The sequence below is a fragment of the Bartonella sp. CL266QHHD genome, assembly GCF_042195355.1.
Lineage (GTDB): Bacteria > Pseudomonadota > Alphaproteobacteria > Rhizobiales > Rhizobiaceae > Bartonella.
In genome coordinates, this window is sequence record NZ_JBHIOD010000055.1 from 1 (window position 1) to 22,905 (window position 22,905).

Consider the following 22,905-nt stretch of genomic DNA (forward strand, 5'->3'; position numbering starts at 1 on the left):
TAATATAGGAGCTCTTCTACGTGGTGTTGATCGTGAAGGGATTGAGCGTGGTCAAGTATTGGCGAAGCCAGGATCCGTTACACCTCATACGCGTTTTAAAGCAGAAGCTTACATTTTGACAAAAGATGAAGGTGGACGTCATACACCATTTTTCACGAATTATCGTCCTCAGTTTTACTTCCGTACGACGGATGTTACAGGTATTGTTACACTTCCAGAAGGAACGGAAATGGTTATGCCAGGTGACAATGTTGCGATGGATGTTTCGTTGATCGTTCCGATAGCGATGGAAGAGAAACTTCGTTTTGCTATTCGTGAAGGTGGTCGTACTGTTGGTGCCGGTATCGTCTCTAAGATCATTGAATAAATAATGCTTGTTAAAGGGGTGTTAAAAGTGTTTTAGTTTTGAGAGTTAGGGGTATAGCTCAGTTGGTAGAGCGGCGGTCTCCAAAACCGCAGGTCGCGGGTTCAAGTCCTGCTGCCCCTGCCAAAGGGGGGATTTTACATATAAGGGAGTGGATTTTGCTGCCTTTTTCGCTTTTTTTGATATGGGGCTTGTTTTTTTGTGTGTGAAACGGTATTGAATAGAAAGTAAGGAAATTGCATAAGTCTGAAAGTTGGCTTTTGCATTTTTTCCTGTTTATTTTGTTCTATAAAACACAATAGGACTAGAGAGAGTATAGTGTGACGATGGCATCTAAAACCAATCCGATTACCTTTTTGAAGCAGGTTTATGCAGAAACAATTAAAGTGAAATGGCCTACACGTCGTGAGACGGTTATTTCTACTATTATGGTTTTGTTGGTAACTGCATTGGCTTCAGCTTTCTTTTTTATTGTGGATCAGGTTATGCATTTTGGTGTTTGGCGGGTTATTGATCTTCTGAAATATCTTTTTAGTTGAGAATGTAAGGAAGTGTGACTGTGGCAGCTCGTTGGTATATTGTTCAGGCATATTCAAATTTTGAAAAGAAAGTAGCGGAAGCTATTGATAAGGAGGCAAAGCAAAAGGGACTTGATCATCTTTTTGAAAAGATTTTTGTTCCAACAGAGCGTGTTGTAGAGGTTCGTCGTGGACGCAAAGTTGATACTGAGCGAAAGTTTTTTCCTGGTTATGTTCTTGTTCGTGCTGAGTTAACAGATGAAGTTTATCATCTTATTAAGAATACACCTAAAGTGACAGGTTTTTTAGGATCGGATGCGCGTCCTGTTCCAATTTCTGATCGAGAGGTTGAGCAAATTCTCAAACAAGTTCAGGAAAGGGTTGAGTCTCCAAAGTCCTCTGTATTGTTTGAGGTTGGAGAGCAAGTTCGCGTTGCTGATGGTCCTTTTGTTTCGTTTAATGGAATTGTTCAAGAGGTTGAAGAAGAGCGCTCTCGTCTTAAGGTTGAAGTGCTTATTTTTGGGCGTCCTACGCCTGTTGATTTGGAATTTGGTCAGGTTGAAAAACTCTGATTAAACTTAGAGTAGTTTTAATTACTTTAAGGAAGGAGTGGGAGGTGATTTATAGCTTTTGTCGGCTTAATGATCCGAACCACGTGACTGCAGCGGGTAACGGGCAAGGTGAATTGTCAGTATACCAGTGAAATTAAAGGCAGATTGTTATGGCAAAAAAAAGTATAGGTCAGCTTAAGTTGCAGGTTCCTGCAGGAGCTGCTACTCCATCTCCACCGATTGGTCCAGCTCTTGGGCAGCGTGGTATTAATATCATGGAGTTTTGTAAGGCGTTTAATGCAGCTACACAAGAAATGGAAAAGGGAGCGCCGATTCCAGTTGTTATTACGTATTATCAAGATAAGTCTTTCACATTTTCTCTCAAGACGCCTCCTGTATCATTCTTTTTAAAGAAGGAAGCAAACCTGAAATCTGGCTCAAAAGAGCCTGGTAAAGTGTCTGTAGGAAGCATTTCTCGCGATAAAATTCGTTCGATTGCGGAATCAAAGATGAAAGATCTTAATGCGAATGACATTGAGGCAGCAATGCGTATGGTTGAAGGTTCTGCTCGCTCGATGGGCTTGGAAGTGGTGGGCTAATATTATGGCAAAAGTAGCAAAAAGAATAAAAAATATCCGAAAAGATATTGATTTTAATGAACTTTACGCTTTAAAAGATGCCGTTTCAATGGTTAAGGAGCGTGCTGTTGCTAAGTTTGATGAAACAATCGAAATTTCAATGAACTTGGGTGTTGATCCGCGTCATGCTGATCAAATGGTTCGAGGCGTTGCTCATTTGCCTAATGGGACAGGGAGAAATATTCGTGTTGCCGTTTTTGCTCGTGGGGATAAGGCTGAGGAAGCTAAGGCGGCAGGAGCTGATATTGTGGGTGCCGAAGATTTATTTGAAAGCGTTAATAGAGGGACTATAGACTTTGATCGTTGTATTGCAACGCCAGACATGATGCCTCTTGTTGGTCGTCTTGGTAAGATTCTTGGTCCACGGAGTTTGATGCCAAATCCGAAGGTTGGTACTGTAACACTTGATATCGCCGGTGCTGTCAAAGCTTCTAAAGGTGGTGCTGTTGAGTTTCGTGTGGAAAAAGCTGGTATTGTGCATGCTGGTATTGGTAAGGCTTCTTTTGGTGTTGAAAAAATCGTAGAAAATATAAAAGCCTTTGCAAGTGCAGTTATTAAAGCCAAACCGCAAGGTGCAAAAGGTGAATATATTAAACGCGTTGCTGTTTCGTCGACTATGGGAGTTGGTGTTAAAGTTGATCCAGCAACGGTTCGTTCAGAGTTAATGTAAGCTGATTTATGATTTTGTTTTTTGGGGTATGGGAATATCAAAATTGTATTTTAAAGTGCTGGTTTTGATCAGCATTTAGCTATCTAAGCTTTATAGGGCTTAGGTTGTGCCGGGAGAAATTCCGGAATATCCTGTCCGAGATTGTAGGTGATACTTTTAAGTATCTTAATCAAAAAAAACCTGCATGAGACTGGGGTAAAAACTGAGAGTTAAAAGACTTAAAGGGTTTGAGCCAAGGTTGCCTTTGAACGCTGTGCGTGAAAAAGGGGACAGGATCCTCATCGGTGACATGAAGTATTTTATGTTATCAAAGGTAACCAACAGGTTTGTTTTAAGTAAATCTGTTAAATGGAGAGAGACAGTGAATAGAGCGGAAAAACGCGAATTTGTTACATGGCTTAACGAGGCTTTTCGGAAGTCTGGTTCTGTTGTTGTTGCACATTATTCCGGTCTGACAGTTTCACAGATGAATGATCTGCGTTCGAAAATGGGTGAAGCTGGCGGTGCCGTTAAAGTCGCCAAAAACCGTCTTGCTAAAATCGCTCTTCAGGGCACGGAATCTGAATCGATAGTGGGTTTGTTTACTGGGCAAACACTTATTGCTTATTCAGAAGATCCAATCACAGCACCGAAAGTTGCTGTTGATTTTGCGAAAAGCAATGACAAATTTGTCATACTTGGCGGTTCAATGGGTGCAACAAGTTTAACTGTAGATGCTGTGAAGTCATTGGCTTCATTGCCTTCATTAAACGAGTTGCGTGCAAAACTTGTGGGTATGATTTCTACCCCTGCGACCCGTATTGCACAGGTTGTTAATGCCCCTGCTGGTCAGGTTGCACGTGTCATTGGAGCATATGCTCAGGAGGATAAGGCGGCTTAAGGCTGTTTGTATTCACGTTTATGGAAGAGCCTTAATGCTTTTCTGTTTTTTTGGATAAAATTTAATAATGGTTCAAATCTTTTAATTGAAGGAATTTAAAAATGGCTGATCTAGAGAAGATCGTAGAAGACCTTTCTAATCTAACCCTTTTGGAAGCCGCTGAGCTTTCTAAGTTACTTGAAGAAAAGTGGGGAGTTTCGGCTGCTGCTCCTGTAGCTGTCGCTGCTGTTGCTGGTGCTGCTGCTCCAGCTGCTGAAGAAAAAACAGAATTTGATGTTATTCTTGTTGAAGGTGGCGCACAAAAAATTAATGTTATTAAGGAAGTTCGTGCTCTTACTGGACTTGGTCTTAAAGAAGCTAAAGATCTGGTTGAAGGTGCACCTAAGCCTATTAAAGAGGCTGCTTCTAAAGAAGAAGCAGAAAAAATTAAATCTCAACTTGAAGCTGCTGGTGCTAAAGTGGAACTTAAGTAAATTTAATTTTATCGGCGGGCATTTATGTTCGCCGATTTCTTTCTCTTAATACAAAGAGGGAAAATAATGAGTAAAAAACCTTTTCCTAATGGTTTCGTAACAGGAATGGGATAGGTTTAGATTACTTACTCCTTCATCATAGAGTCAAAGAGATAAATGGCTTATGTTGGTGGGGAAAGTTAATGATGCTCATTATTGAGTGTCAAGTGAACTGGTCTGCATATGCAGGTTAATGATATAAGGCTTTCAAGGTTGGTCTACCTTGAAGAGTAAAGATCAAGGAGCGACGATGGCTCAGACTCACGCAATGATGTCTCAATTCAATGGTCGTAAGCGCGTACGCAAATTTTTTGGTAAGATTCCTGAAGTAGCAGAAATGCCGAATCTTATTGAGGTTCAAAAAGCGTCATACGATCAGTTTCTCATGGTTGAGGAACCGAAAGGTGGACGACCAGATGAAGGTTTGCAAGCTGTTTTTAAATCTGTTTTTCCTATTTCAGATTTTTCCGGTACAGCTATGCTTGAGTTTGTAGGTTATGAATTTGATTTACCAAAATTTGATGTTGAAGAGTGCCGTCAACGTGATTTAACTTATGCTGCCCCATTAAAGGTCATATTGCGTTTGATTGTTTTTGATGTTGATGAGGATACTGGCTCCAAAGATATCAAAGACATTAAAGAGCAAGGCGTTTATATGGGCGATATGCCTTTAATGACGACGAATGGTACCTTTGTTGTTAATGGTACGGAGCGTGTTATTGTTTCTCAGATGCATCGTTCTCCTGGTGTCTTTTTTGACCATGATAAAGGAAAGTCCCATTCATCAGGAAAGCTTCTTTTTGCTGCTCGTGTTATTCCGTATCGTGGTTCTTGGCTTGATATTGAGTTTGATGCTAAGGACATCGTTTATGCGCGTATTGATCGACGGCGCAAAATTCCTGTTACAAGTCTTTTGATGGCATTAGGTATGGATGCGTCAGATATTTTATCAACGTTTTATGATAAAGTGACTTATGAGCGTGATGGAGAAGGATGGCGAGTTCCTTATTCTGTTGATCGCTTTAAAGGAATGAAGCTCATTTCTGACCTTATAGATGCAGATAGTGGTGAAGTCGTTGCGGAGGCTGGTAAAAAATTAACAGTTCGTACTGCGAAGTCTTTGGCAGAAAAAGGACTCAAAGCGGTTAAAGTTAGTGAAGATGATTTATTAGGTTGTTATCTAGCCGAAGATATCGTCAATTACGAAACAGGTGAAATCTACCTTGAGGCTGGTGATGAAATTGACGAAAAAGTATTAAAAATTTTGCTTGATGTTAGTGCTGATCAAATCAATATTCTTGATATTGATCACATGAATATTGGCGCTTACATCCGCAATACTTTGAAGGTGGATAAAAATGAAAGTCGGCAGGATGCGTTATTTGATATTTACCGAGTAATGCGTCCAGGTGAGCCTCCAACAATTGATACAGCAGAAGCAATGTTCCATTCATTGTTTTTTGATCCAGAGCGTTATGATCTTTCTGCTGTTGGGCGTGTTAAGATGAATTTGCGTATGGATCTTGATTGTCCAGACACAGTTCGCATTTTACGCCAAGAGGATATTCTTGCTGTTGTTAAGATGTTGGTTGAATTGCGTGATGGACGTGGTGAAATTGATGATATTGATAATCTTGGCAACCGTCGCGTTCGTTCCGTTGGGGAGTTGATGGAAAATCAATATCGCATTGGTCTTCTTCGTATGGAGCGTGCGATAAAAGAGCGTATGTCATCGGTTGAAATTGATACAGTTATGCCACAGGATTTGATCAATGCAAAGCCTGCTGCAGCAGCAGTTCGTGAGTTTTTTGGGTCTTCACAATTGTCGCAGTTTATGGATCAAACCAATCCATTGTCGGAAATTACCCATAAGCGCCGTCTTTCTGCTCTTGGTCCAGGCGGTTTGACTCGTGAACGTGCGGGTTTTGAAGTCCGTGACGTACATCCTACGCATTATGGTCGTATTTGTCCGATTGAAACACCAGAAGGCCCCAATATTGGTCTAATCAACTCCTTAGCAACATTTGCGCGAGTTAACAAATATGGCTTTATTGAAAGTCCATATCGAAAAATTATTGATGGAAAAGTTACAAAAGAAGTTATTTATCTTTCAGCGATGGAAGAAGCAAAGCATTATGTCGCTCAGGCTAATTCTTCATTAGATAGCGAAGGTCGTTTTATAGAAGAGTTTGTTGTTTGCCGTCATGCTGGTGAAGTTTTAATGGCGCCGCGTGATCATGTTGATTTGATGGATGTTTCACCAAAACAGTTGGTTTCAGTTGCAGCAGCGCTTATTCCTTTTTTGGAAAATGATGATGCGAATCGTGCACTTATGGGATCGAACATGCAGCGTCAGGCAGTTCCTCTTGTACGCGCTGAAGCACCATTTGTTGGGACGGGAATGGAATCCATTGTTGCGCGCGATTCAGGAGCTGCTGTGAGTGCAAAACGTAGTGGTGTTGTTGATCAAGTTGATGCTACCCGTATTGTTATCCGTGCAACAGAAGATTTAGATCCTTCAAAATCAGGCGTTGATATTTACCGCTTACAGAAATTTCAGCGTTCTAATCAGTCCACTTGTATTAATCAGCGTCCTCTTGTAAATGTTGGTGATAGGGTAGAAAAAGGTGATATCATTGCAGATGGTCCATCCACGGATCTTGGTGATTTGGCTCTTGGGCGGAATGTTCTCGTAGCCTTTATGCCTTGGAATGGATACAATTATGAAGATTCTATTTTGTTATCCGAGCGCATTGTTGCTGATGATGTGTTTACTTCAATTCATATTGAGGAATTTGAAGTTGCGGCACGCGATACAAAACTTGGTCCTGAGGAAATTACGCGCGACATTCCTAATGTTGCGGAAGAAGCGTTAAGAAATCTTGATGAAGCTGGCATTATTTATATTGGTGCTGAAGTTCAACCGGGTGATATTTTAGTTGGAAAGATTACCCCAAAAGGTGAAAGTCCTATGACGCCGGAAGAAAAGCTTCTGCGTGCGATTTTTGGGGAAAAGGCATCCGATGTTCGTGATACTTCTATGCGTATGCCTCCTGGGACTTTTGGTACTGTTGTTGAAGTTCGCGTTTTTAATCGCCATGGCGTGGAAAAAGATGAACGTGCGATGGCAATTGAGCGTGAAGAAATTGAGCGTTTAGCAAAAGACCGTGATGATGAACAGTCTATTCTTGATCGCAATGTTTATTCGCGCCTCACCGATATGTTGACAGGTAAAGTTGCTGTAGAAGGTCCGAAAGGCTTTTCGGGCAGCAAAAAGCTTGATAGTACAGTGATGGGGCATTATCCACGATCCCAGTGGTGGCAATTTGCTGTTGAGGATGAAAAACTTCAAAATGAAATTGAAGCTTTGCGCAAGCAATATGATGAATCAAAGGAAGCATTACAACGTCGCTTTATGGATAAAGTTGAAAAGGTCCAAAGAGGTGATGAAATGCCTCCTGGTGTCATGAAAATGGTGAAGGTTTTTGTGGCTGTGAAGCGCAAAATCCAACCAGGTGATAAGATGGCGGGACGTCACGGAAATAAGGGTGTTGTTTCACGTATTCTTCCCGTAGAAGATATGCCATTTCTTGAAGATGGGACCCATGCTGATATCGTCTTGAATCCGCTTGGTGTGCCTAGTCGTATGAATGTTGGACAAATTCTTGAGACGCACCTTGGTTGGGCATGTGCGGGGATGGGCAAGAAGATTGGTGATTTGTTAGAGTTGTATCAAGAGACTGGGGATATATTGCCGCTGCGTCAGCGTATTGAAAATCTTATGCCTGATGATAATCATAATGAACCAGTCCGTCAGTATGATAATGAAAGCCTCTACAAATTGGCATTACAGATGAAAAAAGGGGTTTCAATTGCAACGCCTGTTTTTGATGGAGCACATGAGTCTGATATTAACATGATGCTGGAAGACGCAGGCTTAGATAGTTCAGGGCAGGTTACGCTTTATGATGGTCGTACTGGGGAGCCTTTTGATCGTCCAGTAACGGTGGGATATATTTACATGTTGAAATTGCATCACCTTGTTGATGATAAGATTCATGCACGTTCTATAGGTCCCTATTCACTTGTTACGCAGCAGCCATTAGGAGGTAAGGCACAGTTTGGTGGTCAGCGTTTTGGTGAAATGGAGGTATGGGCACTTGAAGCTTATGGTGCTGCATACACTTTGCAGGAGATGCTAACAGTAAAATCAGATGATGTGGCTGGGCGGACAAAAGTCTATGAGGCAATTGTGCGTGGTGATGATACATTTGAGGCAGGGATACCCGAAAGCTTTAATGTGTTGGTAAAAGAAATGCGCTCACTTGCTCTTAATGTGGAGCTTGATGATGCGCGTGAACTTATTGCACAGCGGGCATTGTCTGATACGGCAGAGTAATAATTCAAGGAGCGCACTGGAAAAAGGCTGCGCTCTTATTACTTTAAGAGGCTCAATAACCTTATTAAGGCTATACAGGTCGTTTTTAAAAGTAAATGTCTTTTAAAGAAGATCTGTTATAAAATAAATGAGATATTACAACAGGTTCTAAGAATCTTTGAAGGAGAACAGCATGAACCACGAGGTCATGAATCTTTTCAATCCTCAAGCGCCAGCGCAGACATTTGACTCTATTCGTATTTCTATTGCGAGTCCTGAGAAAATTTTGTCCTGGTCGTATGGTGAGATTAAGAAGCCTGAGACTATTAATTATCGGACTTTTAAACCAGAACGTGATGGTCTTTTTTGTGCACGTATATTTGGCCCTATTAAGGACTATGAGTGTCTATGTGGCAAATATAAACGCATGAAGTATAAGGGCATTATTTGTGAAAAATGCGGTGTAGAGGTTACTCTTTCGCGCGTACGTCGTGAGCGTATGGGGCATATTGAACTTGCGGCACCTGTTGCACATATATGGTTTCTTAAATCATTACCAGGTCGTATTTCTACACTTTTAGATTTAACTTTAAAAGATATTGAGCGGGTTCTTTATTTTGAGAATTATATTGTAACCGAACCAGGATTGACATCTCTTAAGCTCCATCAGCTTCTTTCTGAAGAAGAATATATGCTTGCTATTGATGAGTTCGGAGAAGATCAATTTACAGCTATGATTGGCGCTGAAGCTATTTACGAGCTTTTAGCTAGTATGGAGTTAGATAAAATCGCTAATGATTTGCGTCTCGAATTAGCTGAAACAACTTCAGAGTTAAAGCAGAAAAAATTGATTAAACGACTTAAAATCGTTGAAAATTTTCTTGAATCTGGAAATAAGCCAGAGTGGATGATAATGAAAACAATTCCGGTTATTCCACCGGATTTGCGTCCATTGGTTCCGCTTGATGGTGGGCGTTTTGCGACATCAGATCTGAATGATCTTTATCGGCGTGTTATTAATCGTAATAACCGCTTGAAACGGCTGATTGAATTGCGTGCTCCTGGAATTATCGTGCGCAATGAAAAGCGTATGGTACAAGAAGCTGTTGATGCATTGTTTGATAATGGACGGCGTGGGCGTGTGATTACTGGAGCCAATAAACGTCCTCTCAAGTCTCTATCAGATATGTTGAAGGGCAAGCAAGGACGGTTTCGTCAGAACTTACTTGGGAAGCGAGTTGATTACTCGGGGCGTTCTGTTATCGTGACGGGTCCTGAATTAAAATTGCATCAATGTGGTCTTCCTAAAAAAATGGCTCTTGAATTATTTAAGCCTTTTATTTATGCGCGGCTTGATGCAAAAGGCTATTCATCAACGGTAAAGCAGGCAAAGAAGCTTGTTGAAAAAGAACATCCAGAAGTTTGGGATATCTTGGATGAGGTTATTCGTGAACACCCTGTTTTACTCAACCGTGCGCCAACATTGCACCGTTTGGGGATTCAGGCTTTTGAACCTATCTTAATTGAAGGCAAAGCTATTCAACTTCATCCACTGGTGTGTACTGCTTTTAATGCAGATTTTGATGGTGATCAGATGGCGGTTCACGTTCCGCTTTCTCTTGAAGCACAGCTTGAAGCCCGTGTTTTGATGATGTCCACCAATAATATTCTTCATCCGGCCAATGGTGCTCCCATTATTGTTCCCTCACAGGATATGGTTCTTGGTCTTTATTATCTTTCAATTGTTTCTGAAAAAGAACCAGGTGAAGGAATGGCCTTTTCTGATATAGGTGAGCTTCATTATGCCTTGGAAAATAAGGTTGTAACGCTTCATACGAAGATTAAAGGCCGTGTTAAGAATATTGGGAAGGATGGAAAAGAAGTTTCTAAACTTTATGATACGACACCTGGTCGTTTGATTATCGGTGAGCTTTTGCCAAGAAGTGCGGATATCTCATTTGATATTGTCAATCAAGAGATGACGAAAAAGAATATTTCTAAAATGATTGATCATGTTTATCGGCACTGTGGACAAAAAGAGACGGTTATTTTTTGTGACCGTATTATGCAGCTTGGCTTTTCTTATGCTTGTCGTGCAGGAATTTCATTCGGTAAGGATGATATGGTTATTCCTGATAGTAAGTCTCGTTTAGTTGCAGAAACAGAAGCTTTGGCTAAGGAGTACGAACAGCAATATAATGATGGTTTGATTACACAAGGTGAAAAATACAATAAGGTTGTAGATGCTTGGGGTAAATGTACAGATCGCGTTGCAGATGAAATGATGAAACGTATTCAAGCCGTCGATTTTGATCCTAAAACAGGTCGTCAACGGCCGATGAATTCGATCTATATGATGTCGCACTCTGGTGCTCGTGGTTCTGCTAACCAGATGAGACAATTGGCCGGTATGCGTGGATTAATGGCAAAACCATCGGGTGAAATTATTGAAACGCCTATTATTTCAAATTTTAAAGAAGGTCTAACTGTTAATGAGTACTTCAATTCCACGCATGGTGCACGTAAAGGACTTGCTGATACTGCGTTAAAGACGGCGAACTCTGGTTATTTAACACGGCGTCTTGTTGATGTTGCACAGGATGCTATTATTTCAGCAGTTGATTGTGGTACCGCAAAAGGGCTTACCATGCAGCCGATTGTTGATGCAGGACAAATTGTTGCCTCCATTGGGCAAAGAATTCTTGGTCGTACAGCGCTTGTTGATATTCTACATCCTGTCTCTGGAGAGGTTATCCTTGAAGGTGGAGCAATGATTGAGGAAGCTGATGTTGCGAAGATTGAAGCAGCTGGGATTCAATCTGTTCAAATTCGCTCTGCTTTAACATGTGAAACACGTCTTGGTGTTTGTGCAAAATGCTATGGTCGTGATTTGGCGCGTGGAACACCTGTTAATCAGGGAGAAGCCGTTGGTGTTATTGCTGCTCAATCCATTGGTGAGCCGGGAACACAGCTTACTATGCGTACTTTCCACTTAGGAGGAACTGCGCAGGTTGTTGATTCATCGTATTTAGAGGCATCTTATGAAGGTAAGGTGGAGATTCGTAATCGTAATGTGGTTCGTAACTCTGAAGGCCAATTGGTTGTTATGGGGCGTAATATGGCTATCCTTATCAAGGATGAGTTAGGAAAAGAGCGCGTTGTACATCGTGTTAGCTATGGTGCTCATATTTTTGTTGATGATGGTGATGTGGTTAAACGTGGCCAACGTATAGCAGAATGGGATCCTTATACACGTCCAATTTTAACGGAAGTTGAAGGTTATGTGGGTTTTGAAGATATGATTGATGGTTTATCTGTCACTGAAACAGCTGATGAATCTACGGGTATTACGAAGCGTTTAGTGATTGATTGGCGCGCTAATCCACGTGGTGCGGATCTTAAACCAGCCATTATTATTCACACAGATAAAGAAGGTGAATCCATTGCTAAATTGTATAAGGGAGGTGAAGCCCGTTATATGATGTCAGTGGAAACTATTCTTTCTGTTGAGCTTGGTGCTCATGTTAAGGCTGGTGATGTTATTGCTCGCTTGCCAATGGAAAGTGCCAAGACGAAAGATATTACGGGTGGTTTACCACGTGTGGCTGAGCTTTTTGAAGCGCGTCGTCCAAAGGATCATGCGATTATTGCTGAAGTAAGTGGCACGATTCGATTCGGCCGTGGTTATAAGAATAAACGTCGTATCATTATTGAACCAAATGATGAAACTCTTGAGGCAGTAGAATATTTGATTCCAAAAGGTAAGTTGTTTCACTTCCAAGAAGGCGATCAAATTGAAAAGGGAGATTATATCCTTGATGGTAATCCAGCACCTCATGATATCTTGGCGATTAAGGGGGTTGAAGCTTTGGCATCTTATCTTGTTAATGAGATTCAGGAGGTTTATCGTTTACAGGGAGTTCTTATTAATGATAAGCACATTGAAGTGATTGTTCGTCAAATGTTGCAAAAAGTTGAAATTACTGAATCTGGAGATTCTGGTTATATTCCAGGTGATAATGTTGATCGTATTGAACTTGATGAAATCAATGATAATTTGATTGCAGAAGGGAAGAAACCAGCATCTGGTAATCCCATTCTTCTTGGAATTACAAAAGCTTCTCTTCAAACGCCTTCTTTCATTTCGGCGGCATCGTTTCAGGAAACAACACGTGTTCTTACTGAAGCAGCAGTTTCTGGTAAAATTGATACTTTGCAAGGACTTAAAGAGAACGTTATTGTCGGTCGTCTTATTCCAGCAGGTACAGGTGGTACGATTTCTCAAATCCGTCGTATTGCTGCGGTTCGTGATGATTTGATTGTAGATGAGCAGCGTAAGTCTAGTAATAACGAAGTGGCTAAGGCTATGTTGACAAATATGACAACTGGGGCCGTTGCTGAATAATTTAAATACAACATCACATAATATAAAGACGTCTGAATAGAAAGTTCAGACGTTTTTTTATCTCAAAATGCAAAAGTTACATATTTTCTTGAAAATGTCAAAAATTATAAGGCGACAGTTATTGGGAACGTCTTTAGTAGCTTATTATTTTGTAATGATGTTTATCTTTTTTGTTACTTTATTTTAAAGTTTCTTAATTTCTAAAAGCAGTATAGAATTTTTTCAAAATATGTAAAACTCAAAAGCCATATTCAAGGAAAAGAGTGATTATCTACAAATCAAATAATGATTGATTTTGAATTTTAGGAAAATTTTTGATTGATATCTTCTATAAAGATTTAAAAGGACTTATAATGAAAGGTCAATAGTCTTTTCTGTAATCTAAAAAATAATTGATTCTCTACTATACAATGCTTGTATGATAAGAATGTATTTTCTTATAAATTAGAATGCAGGAAAGTAGAGATTAGGGTGCTTACTAAGTTTTTTATAAAAAATAGACACATTTCTTATAACAATGTGATCTATGCAGACAGAATGATAAAATGTACGAATATTATTCAATTGGAAAATTAACACGTGAGTTTTCAATAACAGCTCGAACTTTGCGTTATTATGAAGAAGAGGGACTTCTTAGTCCTTTTCGGCGTGGAAGTACACGGCTTTATACACAAACGGATCGTCATAAGTTAAAGCAAATACTGCGTGCTAAAAGAGTTAAATTTTCGTTGTCTGAAATATCTGATATGTTGACAATAGTTGGAAAACCACCAGATGATGAGAAAAAGCTTAAGAAATTAATTGCAGGAATTCATAAAAAACGAGCTGATTTAAAGCAGATGCAGCATGATGTTGATGATCTTCTACAGGATTTAGAACGAATTGAGGAGAGTTTTTTTGAGAGCTTAGCGGAGTTGGGGGTTAGTCATTGATTATAAAATTTATTTTGTCTACTTTTAGACAATTTTCTTTCTCTTAAAAGGGATAGGTTATACTATCTCTAAGGGGGATATTTAACACTGCGTGAAATGTGTAAGTCATTTAAAGAAATAGAGTGTTTGAAAAAGCTGCAAAGGTATTTTCGCAGTATATTGTCCTTGATAAGAAGGAATTATTTTTCATAAAGAAAGTAAAAACAATGACAGTTTCTCCTATGAGTGTTTTTCAATCTATTTTGTCACGAAAGTCAATTCGCGCTTTTACTGATCAGCCAGTTAGTTTGGAAACAATCAAAGAAATCTTAAAACTTGCAGCACGTGCACCATCTGGAACAAATATTCAGCCATGGCAAGTGATTGTGCTTACAGGAAGTGTATTACAGAAAGTAGGGCAAGAGCTTTCACAACTTGTGCTTTCAGGTGTAAAAGGAGAGCGTGAATATAGTTATTATCCACGTCAGTGGCGTGAGCCTTATATTTCAAGGCGTCGAAAAGTTGGTTTGGATCTTTATCAGAGTCTTGGAATTCAAAAAGGAGATAAAGAAAAAATACTTCATCAAAAGGCGCGAAATTTTTTATTTTTTGATGCACCTGTAGGACTCTTATTTACAATGGATCACGACATGGAAATGGGGAGTTGGCTTGATTTGGGTATGTTTATGCAGACCATTATGTTAGCTGCACGTGGATTTGGATTAGATACCTGTCCTCAAGCTGCTTTTGCTGATTATCATAAACAGATTCGTACGCTTTTATCTATTCCTTCTGATCGCCATATTATCTGTGGTATGGCACTTGGTTATCGCGATATGAGTGCTCCAGAAAACAAGTTTGAGACAGAACGAGAATCGTTAGAAAACTTTGTACGTTTCATTGAAACATACCCATAAAATATTTCATACAATTAAGCATACGTTTTGAAGAACTTAGTGCATTATGAAAAATATTTCCGATAAGATTTCTCATCCTTATTGAATTTTAATATTGCATATTAACACTTATTTTACTACGCTTGGAACATTAGGAGTGGTGACTCTAGGGGCATTGCCCGTTTTGAAGGTTGGCTAATGGAAAACACTATAGAAAGAAAGTGTTGGGTGGTAGCAAGACGAGCGACATTCGTGTTTATTGCTGTTATTTTTTTAGTTTATCTCGCAATTTGATTTTAAACGGGAGAAACGTTATGAAAAAGCATATATGCTCAAACTGTACTATAGTTTTGAGGTGATACGTGTTTCTATCTGTTTTTGAACTTTTTAAAATTGGGATTGGTCCTTCTAGCTCACATACGATGGGACCGATGACAGCTGCTAATATGTTTTTGCAAAAGATAGGAGATTTTTCTCAGTCGTCTGATATTCAAGTTTCTCGTATACGTGTTTATCTTTATGGTTCGTTAGCTTTCACGGGTATTGGTCATGCAACAGATAGGGCTATCATATTAGGACTTTTAGGAGAAAAAGCTTCTACTGTTGATCCTGATAGCATGGGGTTTCTGTTAGAAAAAGTTATACGTGAAAAAAAAGTGCAACCAGAAGGCCATCCCGCTTATCAGTTTGATGTGCAATGTGATCTTATTTTTGAACGAAAGCAAATCCTCCCTGGACATACAAATGGACTAGCCTTTGAAGGACTTAATACTGATGGGAATGTTCTGTTGCGGCAGATTTATTATTCTATCGGTGGTGGCTTTGTTGTGACTGAGGATGAATTAAGCCATATGAATGATAATATACAACCAGAAGCATTTGAGGTACCATATCCATTCGATTCTGCTTGTACAATGTTATCAATGGCAGAAAAATCAGGACTTTCAATTGCTGAAATGAAGCGCTTAAATGAAGAAACAAAGATAGAGCGTTCTTCTCTTGATGTAGGGCTTGATGAAATTTTTTCAGCGATGACAAATTGCATTGATAGAGGTCTTTCACAAGAAGGTGAGTTGCCTGGTGGATTGCGTGTTCTAAGGCGTGCTAAAAAGCTGCATGAAACGCTTTTGGAAAATCAAAGGAAAAATCACAATTATCCACTTTGGGCAAATGATTGGCTTTCGGTATATGCTATAGCAGTCAATGAGGAAAATGCAGCAGGTGGTCGTGTTGTTACAGCACCAACAAATGGCGCAGCTGGTGTTGTCCCAGCCGTTTTGCGTTATTATCTTCAATTTAATGATGATTCAGATCGAGAGGGAATACATAATTTTCTATTAACGGCAGCAGCTATAGGCGGTGTTATCAAACATAATGCCTCTATTTCTGGTGCAGAAGTTGGGTGTCAAGGTGAAGTTGGAACGGCATCTTCAATGGCCGCAGCAGGGTTGACCGCAGCATTAGGTGGAACACCAGCTCAAATTGAAAATGCGGCAGAAATTGCGCTTGAACATCATTTGGGAATGACATGTGATCCTGTTGCAGGTCTTGTACAAGTTCCTTGTATTGAGCGTAATGCAATGGGAGCTGTTAAGGCGGTAACGGCTTCTTCTCTTGCATTATATGGTAATGGAGATCATTTTGTTTCTCTTGATGCTTGTATAGAAACAATGCGCCAGACTGGTCATGATATGAGTGAACGCTATAAAGAGACAAGTAAAGGTGGTCTTGCAGTCAATGCAATATCTTGTTAAGAGCTAGAACATTTTTCAATCCATAACTGGACGTTTTGGAGAAGAATCGTATTTCCTGATAAAGCTTATGTTTTTTGTTCCTTATAAATCAAAACTCCAAATTAATTCAGCAGCATGCTTAAAATAAATTTGAGATGGCTCAGTGCTTTCTTAACGAATAGTAGCTGTTGATGCAAGTTTGGAGAGAGTGTATTGTTGATATATGTTTGATTTGTCCTAAAATGGAAAAAATAAAAAAGCGTAAAGTAAAATTAGTGATCAATTTACCATTATTTTTTAGCTGGGTTTTATGGTTTTAAAAAGTTTCCATAGCCATATCTTTTAAGTAATGGAAGATTATACCTGAGTATCTAAGGAAAATTTATTTTAAATCTGAATAATTATGATAAAGAGAGATTTTTAAAGATTTTAATTTTTTAAAAGTGAAGTTTTTTGCTACCTATATGGTAAAAAAATATCTTGAAAAGAAACACTAATTTACAATAATTAAAGATATATTGGGAATATCTTTTTTATTTATAAATTCTGTACCGACAAAAAAATTAAAATAAATAATAACGTATACATTAGGAAATATTTATAAAAATTTTCATGAGAATAGAATGCACACGATAGAACATTATCGTGTTACTTGTTCGTGAGTTCGTTTAAAAAATATCTCTCAACGCTCCTAAGCTCATTTCGCGATGGCACCCGTGAATGATATAATAACGGTAAATCCATTGAGCTGTCCCATCTTTATGCTTAATAAAAAGAGTACGCTGGGCATGATTGCACACTTTGCCAAGCCCCCCCGTACAGGGATCAAAGCCCTTAGCATTTGAAATGGTTCATTATAGGTATTTTGAGTATTTTGGGTACAGTTTTACGCCACACACTAATCTCGCCCATAACATGCAAGAGAACGGTTTTTATTAATTCAACATAAACAAGTTTCAAATGAGAGAATCTTACGATATTCGAGATTATCATCTAACATGCAAAATAATGAATTATCTTTATAAATCAGCATCTTGAATATGAGTAGTATAATGTAAGTCATTCCATGAATGGTATAAAATCTATAGAGTATTAGCATCTTTATTTATAAAGGGAGAAAACCAGCACTATCATCCTTTTTTCAACGATCAATGTTACAAAAGATCCTCGTACTTGAAATAATTCATAAGGGATATTTGATTCCTTTTTTAAATAGTTTATATGCCAATCTTTCTCGTGATGAGCAGGCGGACGATTTTGACTGATTCAATATAAGAAGGAAAATAAGAGAATTTTACGAAAATCTCTTATTCAATATGCAAAAAGTAAATTATAATTATAAATTAAAATCTTATGGAAATCGTTATCATGATATTTAATCTGATAATTTCTTTTACGTTTTTTCATCGATAGTATTTGTATTTTCCAATTTGCTTTGTCTGTTGAAAGAAATGCAAGTAAGAGGAGTGAGATTATTTTTTACAGCGTTTATGTTGTCAGGGGAGCATTAGTAAGAGGGACTTTCTTTATTGAACGTTTAGAATAATTCCTAAAATGATAAGCTTTCATCCAATGAAGCTATTCATTTTCAAAAAGATATCAAGGATAATTTTTTATATTAAATCCAAAAGTGGAAAAATATTGAGTATTTTTTATGTTCTTAACAATGGTTTTATTGAAAGCTTGGAGATATTGGATAGTTGGAAAAGCTGTCAGAACAATTCCACAATTTAAGAAAAAAGTATGTTTATCAAAGGGTTTTCTAAGGCTATAGATAATGGTTAATAATAAAATAGTTTTTTAGAGATGGTCTGTAGAATTAAATATTTGTTGCTCCTAGACGGATTTTAATAGGCACATTACCAGTTTGGCTCGCAACGCGTAAATGAATACGTACAGGAGGCATTATGAGACGACGGTTGCGCATTGTTTGGCAAATGAGAAGGTTAACAAGAGATTGTGTATCTAATGCAGTCGAATTATATTTTAAACCAGTAAGTTTTGCAACAGCATCGTGAAGAGAACGCAATGAAAGGAGGGATGATTGCTTCAATAAAATTTCTTTTTTATGGAATGAAGCAAAAGCATTATCTGTCATAATACTATCCTTAACGCAGAATTCAAAATTTTTTAGTAGGCTACAGTATAGCAGTTAAAATTTGCTTTCTTTAATGTAGAACAAGCATCAAATGCAGCTTTTTTTGATTGAAACCCTGTAAAGCGCGCCCGGTAATAACGCTGCCCATTCTTTTCAAACAGTTGCATATGTGAAGATGCGTGCTTTAAAGTAGAAAAAGCTATATTTTTTGCTTTTAAAAGTAGAGTTTTTGCTTGTTCTTCACTAGGAAGAGAACCTATTTGGATAGCCCATCCGGCATTTTCGGACAAAGAGGCTGTTACAATTTTATGAGTCTCAACCGGTATAGTTTTTTGAGGGTTCGGTATTGGTATAATTACCTTATTTACAGCCGTTATTGCGATGTTGGAGTTTTTAGGTTGTTCTGCAAATGCTGTCAACATAGTCGAAATTTCATCGTCAAAATTACTTAAATCATCTTTAATGGTTGGTATAGGAGTATTGGCGCCAGTGGGTAAGTGATAGCGTACAGAAGCTATTAAATGTTCACCACTTTTCATTTGGCTTGCTTTGGGCAAATATTGATTCAATAAGCTAGCCATATGCTCGTCACGTGCAGTAGATGATTTACCTCCCATAACAACAGCGACAATAGAGCGCCCCTCAAGACGCATCGAAGTTGCTAAATTAGAACCTGACATTTGTGTGTATCCTGTTTTAATTCCATCGACACCTTTCATTATTTTAACAAGTTTATTGTGGCTGTTAATTTTATGTCCACGGAAATTAAAACTTTTTGTTTTGAACAATTTATATTGTTTGGGAAAATGTTTACGTAAAGCTAATGACAAAGTCGCTATATCTCGTGCTGTAGAATAATTGCGCACATCCGGAAGTCCTGAAGCATTTGCGAAATGTGTATGTTTCATGCCAAGTTTATGAGCTTTTGCTGTCATCATTTGAGCGAATTTTTTTTCACTACCTCCAAGATATTCTGCAATGGCAGCAGCAACATCATTTGCAGATCTTGTAATGAGTGCTTTAGCTGCTGATTCTGCAGAAATTGTTTGGCCTGCTTTAAACCCAATTTTTGTCGGTGGACGCATTGCTGCATAATGTGAAACAGGAATTGGTGTATTGGGTGTCACACGACGCATCTGCATAGCTTCAAAGAGTAAGTACAATGTCATCATTTTTGTTAAAGAAGCAGGATAACGTTTCAGTGTTGCATTGGCTTGAAATAGAGTTTTTCCCGTAGTAGCATCTATAACAATAGCCGCATACTTATCAGGATAGGCGCCTTGAGGTGTGGCTGATGCCCAACAGTAAGAAAAAGCTAACACAACAAAAGAAATTGCTATTGTTTTACAGTAGCGCATAATTTTTTGATAATTAATATACACTTGCAGTATCCTATTTCTCCATTTATCCTGAAAAACTTCTATAAAGCTTCCTTTTCTGTAATTTGTTGATGCAATTTAGACGAATGGTATTACTAATTTGTTTACAGAAGTTATTTTATGAGTGAGTGATTGAAGTCTAACCATAGAGGGAAATTTTTTTCTAATACAAACAGGTATTGCAATAGTTATGAAAGAATTTAAAATTAATAAAAAATGTGCTGCATGGAAAACGATAATGGGACAGACGCTCATAATAAACTCTATAGCTCATATTATGCATAATGAAAAGGGCAAGAATTGGGATGAAGGTAGGCATGGTGCGGTTATAATGCCTAAGGCTAGAGAAAAACTCGAAAAACCTAAATTATGTCGAGTTTTTTTGCTTAATGATGATTACACACCTATGGATTTTGTTGTTTTCGTTTTGAAGAACTTTTTTAAAAAAAGTTTCGAAGAGGCAACGCGGATAATGTTAAATGTTCATCACAATGGGATAGGAGAATGTGGGACTTATACTTATGAAGTCGCTGAAATGAAAATATTACAAGTGAGAGAATGTGCGCGTCAAAATGAACATCCGTTACAATGTGTAATGGAATGGAAGTGAGGAACTATGCCATCTTTTACACCTAGTCTTGAAGAGGTTTTGCATCGTGCATTAACAATTGCTACTCAAGCACGGCATGAATATGCAACATTAGAGCATCTTCTACTTGCGCTGTTAGATGATGCCGATGCAAATTCCGTTATTCAGGCTTGCCAAGTAGATGTGGAGGAATTGCGAGAGCGCTTAACCAATTATCTTCGCTCAGAGTTAGATGAACAGATTAGAGCGGATGAGGATACAAAGCCTACAGCTTTTTTCCAGCGTGTTATCCAACGTGCGGTGATTCATGCACAATCGGCTGGAAAAGATGAAGTATCGGGGGCAAATGTTCTTGTTGCAATTTTTTCTGAACGTGAAAGCCATGCAGCATATTTTCTTCAAGAGATGGGAATGACACGCTATGATGCTGTACGTTTTATTTCACAGGGTGTCACGCGTGATGATGGGTTATCCATGTTACTTGAAGGACTTGAAGAGCAATTAGATCAGCAGATTTCGGATAATGGTGAAAGAGGAACAAGTGCTTTAACGAATTATTGTGTTGATCTCAATTGTAAAGCACGTAATGGAAAAGTTGATTTATTAATTGGCCGTGAAATAGAAATTTCACGCATGATTCAGATTTTATGTCGAAGGTCGAAAAACAATCCGCTTTTGGTTGGTGATCCTGGAGTGGGGAAAACCGCTATAATTGAGGGATTGGCAAAGCGCATTGTTGATGGGCAAGTGCCTGAAGTTTTATCAAATGCAACAATATTTTCTCTTGATATGGGGGGACTTGTTGCAGGTACACGTTATCGCGGTGATTTTGAAGAACGCTTAAAGCAAGTTATTAAAGAGTTTGAGCTGTATCCCGATGCTATTTTATTTATTGATGAAATTCATACCTTAATTGGAGCAGGAGCGACATTAGGGGGAAATATGGATGCAGCAAATCTTTTGAAACCTGTATTATCTTCTGGAACTATGCGATGTATTGGTTCGACGACTTATAGAGAATATCGCAAATTCTTTGAACAAGATTGTGCTTTAGAGCGTCGTTTTCAGAAGATTGATATTAATGAACCTTCTGTTACAGATGCGATTAAGATTTTGCAAGGGATGAAGCCTTACTTTGAAGATTTTCATCAGATTAAATATACAGATCAGGCGATGAAGGCATCTGTAGAATTATCTTCACGTTATATAATTGATCGTAGGTTACCTGACAAAGCAATTGATATTATTGATGAAAGTGGCGCAGCGCAAAAGCTTTTGCCACAAAAACAACGCAAGAAGAGTATAGGTGTTAAAGAAATTGAAGCGACTGTTGCTACAATTGCAAGAATTCCACCAAAAACAGTTTCTCGGAATGATCAGAAGATACTGAGTAAGCTTGAAAGAGAACTCAAACATGTTGTTTATGGTCAAGATCAGGCAATTTCCGTCTTAGTTTCATCCATAAAATTGGCGCGAGCAGGTTTACGCGAACCGGATAAACCAATAGGAAGTTATTTATTTTCAGGACCAACAGGTGTAGGAAAAACTGAAGTTGCAAAACAGCTTGCATCATCTTTAGGCATTGAATTATTGCGTTTTGATATGTCAGAATATATGGAACGGCATACGATAGCACGTTTAATCGGTGCACCTCCAGGTTATATAGGGTTTGATCAAGGAGGTCTCCTTACAGATGCCGTTGATCAGAAACCTCACGCAGTTCTATTGCTAGATGAGATTGAGAAAGCGCATCCAGAGTTATTTAATATTTTATTGCAGGTAATGGATTATGGTAGATTAACAGACCATAATGGTAAGAAAATTGATTTCCGCAATGTTATTTTGATTATGACGACCAATGCGGGTGCTTCAGATATGGCAAAATCAGCTATTGGATTTGGGAAAGTACATCGTGATGGTGAGGATATAGAAGCAATCAATCGGTTATTTACACCAGAATTTCGTAATCGGTTAGATGCAATTATTCCGTTTGCACCTTTATCTCATTTAATCATCAATCAGATAGTGCAAAAATTTATTTTTCAGCTTGAAGCACAATTAGCTGATCGGGGAATTTGTTTTGAATTAAGCCCTTCAGCAACTTTATGGCTTTCCAATAAAGGATATGATTCTCAGATGGGAGCACGCCCATTAGGGCGTGTTATACAAGAATATATTAAAAAGCCATTAGCTGATGAAATTTTATTTGGAAAGTTACGCAATGGTGGTATCGTTCGCGTATTGACACAAAAATCAAATGGTAAAAAAGAAAGCTTACAGTTAGAAATTTCATCTTCCGATATATCTGTAAGTTCAAAGAAAAGTAAAATGGAAAATTTTACAAAAAAACGTGTAGGAAAAAAAAGCTCAACAACTTAAGAGT

At 38.5% G+C, this 22,905-nt stretch carries 15 protein-coding genes, 1 tRNA gene and 1 pseudogene; 15 read left to right on the forward strand and 2 right to left on the reverse strand.

The features are described 5' to 3' along the window. The 13 genes and pseudogenes from tuf to ACFIK7_RS07185 form a co-directional block, all read left to right on the forward strand. A pseudogene (gene tuf / locus ACFIK7_RS07125) lies at positions 1-367 on the forward strand (elongation factor Tu); the annotation flags it as partial. A gap of 47 nt (positions 368-414) precedes the next feature. After that, positions 415-490, forward strand: a tRNA-Trp gene (locus ACFIK7_RS07130). A 200-nt stretch (positions 491-690) separates the two neighbouring features. Beyond that, complete coding sequence (gene secE, locus ACFIK7_RS07135; RefSeq protein WP_273790652.1) at positions 691-903, forward strand: preprotein translocase subunit SecE; 213 nt, start codon at positions 691-693, stop codon at positions 901-903. A gap of 20 nt (positions 904-923) precedes the next feature. Continuing rightward, positions 924-1,454, forward strand: a complete 531-nt coding sequence (gene nusG / locus ACFIK7_RS07140; RefSeq protein ID WP_273790740.1) for a transcription termination/antitermination protein NusG — start codon at positions 924-926, stop codon at positions 1,452-1,454. A gap of 149 nt (positions 1,455-1,603) precedes the next feature. After that, on the forward strand, positions 1,604-2,032 hold the full coding sequence (rplK, locus tag ACFIK7_RS07145) for a 50S ribosomal protein L11 (RefSeq protein WP_273723157.1): 429 nt from the start codon (positions 1,604-1,606) through the stop codon (positions 2,030-2,032). Between the two features lie 4 nt (positions 2,033-2,036). Further along, complete coding sequence (gene rplA, locus ACFIK7_RS07150; RefSeq protein WP_375631242.1) at positions 2,037-2,741, forward strand: 50S ribosomal protein L1; 705 nt, start codon at positions 2,037-2,039, stop codon at positions 2,739-2,741. A 361-nt stretch (positions 2,742-3,102) separates the two neighbouring features. Continuing rightward, positions 3,103-3,621, forward strand: coding sequence for a 50S ribosomal protein L10 (gene rplJ / locus ACFIK7_RS07155; RefSeq protein ID WP_012755027.1), 519 nt, complete (start codon positions 3,103-3,105; stop codon positions 3,619-3,621). Positions 3,622-3,722: 101 nt separating this feature from the next. After that, on the forward strand, positions 3,723-4,094 hold the full coding sequence (rplL, locus tag ACFIK7_RS07160) for a 50S ribosomal protein L7/L12 (protein ID WP_273790654.1): 372 nt from the start codon (positions 3,723-3,725) through the stop codon (positions 4,092-4,094). A 289-nt stretch (positions 4,095-4,383) separates the two neighbouring features. After that, on the forward strand, positions 4,384-8,532 hold the full coding sequence (gene rpoB / locus ACFIK7_RS07165; RefSeq protein WP_273790655.1) for a DNA-directed RNA polymerase subunit beta: 4,149 nt from the start codon (positions 4,384-4,386) through the stop codon (positions 8,530-8,532). Positions 8,533-8,704: 172 nt separating this feature from the next. Then, positions 8,705-12,916 carry a DNA-directed RNA polymerase subunit beta' gene (gene rpoC / locus ACFIK7_RS07170; RefSeq protein WP_375637731.1) on the forward strand — a complete coding sequence of 1,404 codons (4,212 nt, stop codon included), beginning with the start codon at positions 8,705-8,707 and terminating at the stop codon, positions 12,914-12,916. A 545-nt stretch (positions 12,917-13,461) separates the two neighbouring features. Beyond that, on the forward strand, positions 13,462-13,848 hold the full coding sequence (locus ACFIK7_RS07175; protein ID WP_375631240.1) for a MerR family DNA-binding transcriptional regulator: 387 nt from the start codon (positions 13,462-13,464) through the stop codon (positions 13,846-13,848). A 206-nt stretch (positions 13,849-14,054) separates the two neighbouring features. After that, complete coding sequence (locus tag ACFIK7_RS07180; RefSeq protein ID WP_375631245.1) at positions 14,055-14,744, forward strand: nitroreductase; 690 nt, start codon at positions 14,055-14,057, stop codon at positions 14,742-14,744. Positions 14,745-15,085: 341 nt separating this feature from the next. Beyond that, positions 15,086-16,477 (forward strand): L-serine ammonia-lyase, encoded by a 1,392-nt coding sequence (locus tag ACFIK7_RS07185; RefSeq protein WP_375631239.1) that lies wholly within the window; start codon positions 15,086-15,088, stop codon positions 16,475-16,477. Positions 16,478-18,275: 1,798 nt separating this feature from the next. Here ACFIK7_RS07185 and ACFIK7_RS07190 read toward each other — a convergent pair. Together ACFIK7_RS07190 and ACFIK7_RS07195 are read right to left on the reverse strand one after the other, a co-directional pair. Further along, positions 18,276-18,554 (reverse strand): hypothetical protein, encoded by a 279-nt coding sequence (locus ACFIK7_RS07190; RefSeq protein WP_375663170.1) that lies wholly within the window; start codon positions 18,552-18,554, stop codon positions 18,276-18,278. A gap of 32 nt (positions 18,555-18,586) precedes the next feature. After that, positions 18,587-19,936 (reverse strand): D-alanyl-D-alanine carboxypeptidase, encoded by a 1,350-nt coding sequence (locus tag ACFIK7_RS07195; protein ID WP_375663171.1) that lies wholly within the window; start codon positions 19,934-19,936, stop codon positions 18,587-18,589. Positions 19,937-20,171: 235 nt separating this feature from the next. Between ACFIK7_RS07195 and clpS the strand changes: the two genes are divergently transcribed. Together clpS and clpA are read left to right on the forward strand one after the other, a co-directional pair. Further along, the gene (gene clpS / locus ACFIK7_RS07200; RefSeq protein ID WP_273790742.1) at positions 20,172-20,543 is read left to right on the forward strand and encodes an ATP-dependent Clp protease adapter ClpS; all 372 of its coding nucleotides are present in this window, start codon (positions 20,172-20,174) and stop codon (positions 20,541-20,543) included. Between the two features lie 6 nt (positions 20,544-20,549). After that, positions 20,550-22,901, forward strand: coding sequence for an ATP-dependent Clp protease ATP-binding subunit ClpA (gene clpA, locus ACFIK7_RS07205; protein WP_375663172.1), 2,352 nt, complete (start codon positions 20,550-20,552; stop codon positions 22,899-22,901). The last annotated feature ends 4 nt before the right edge of the window (positions 22,902-22,905 follow it).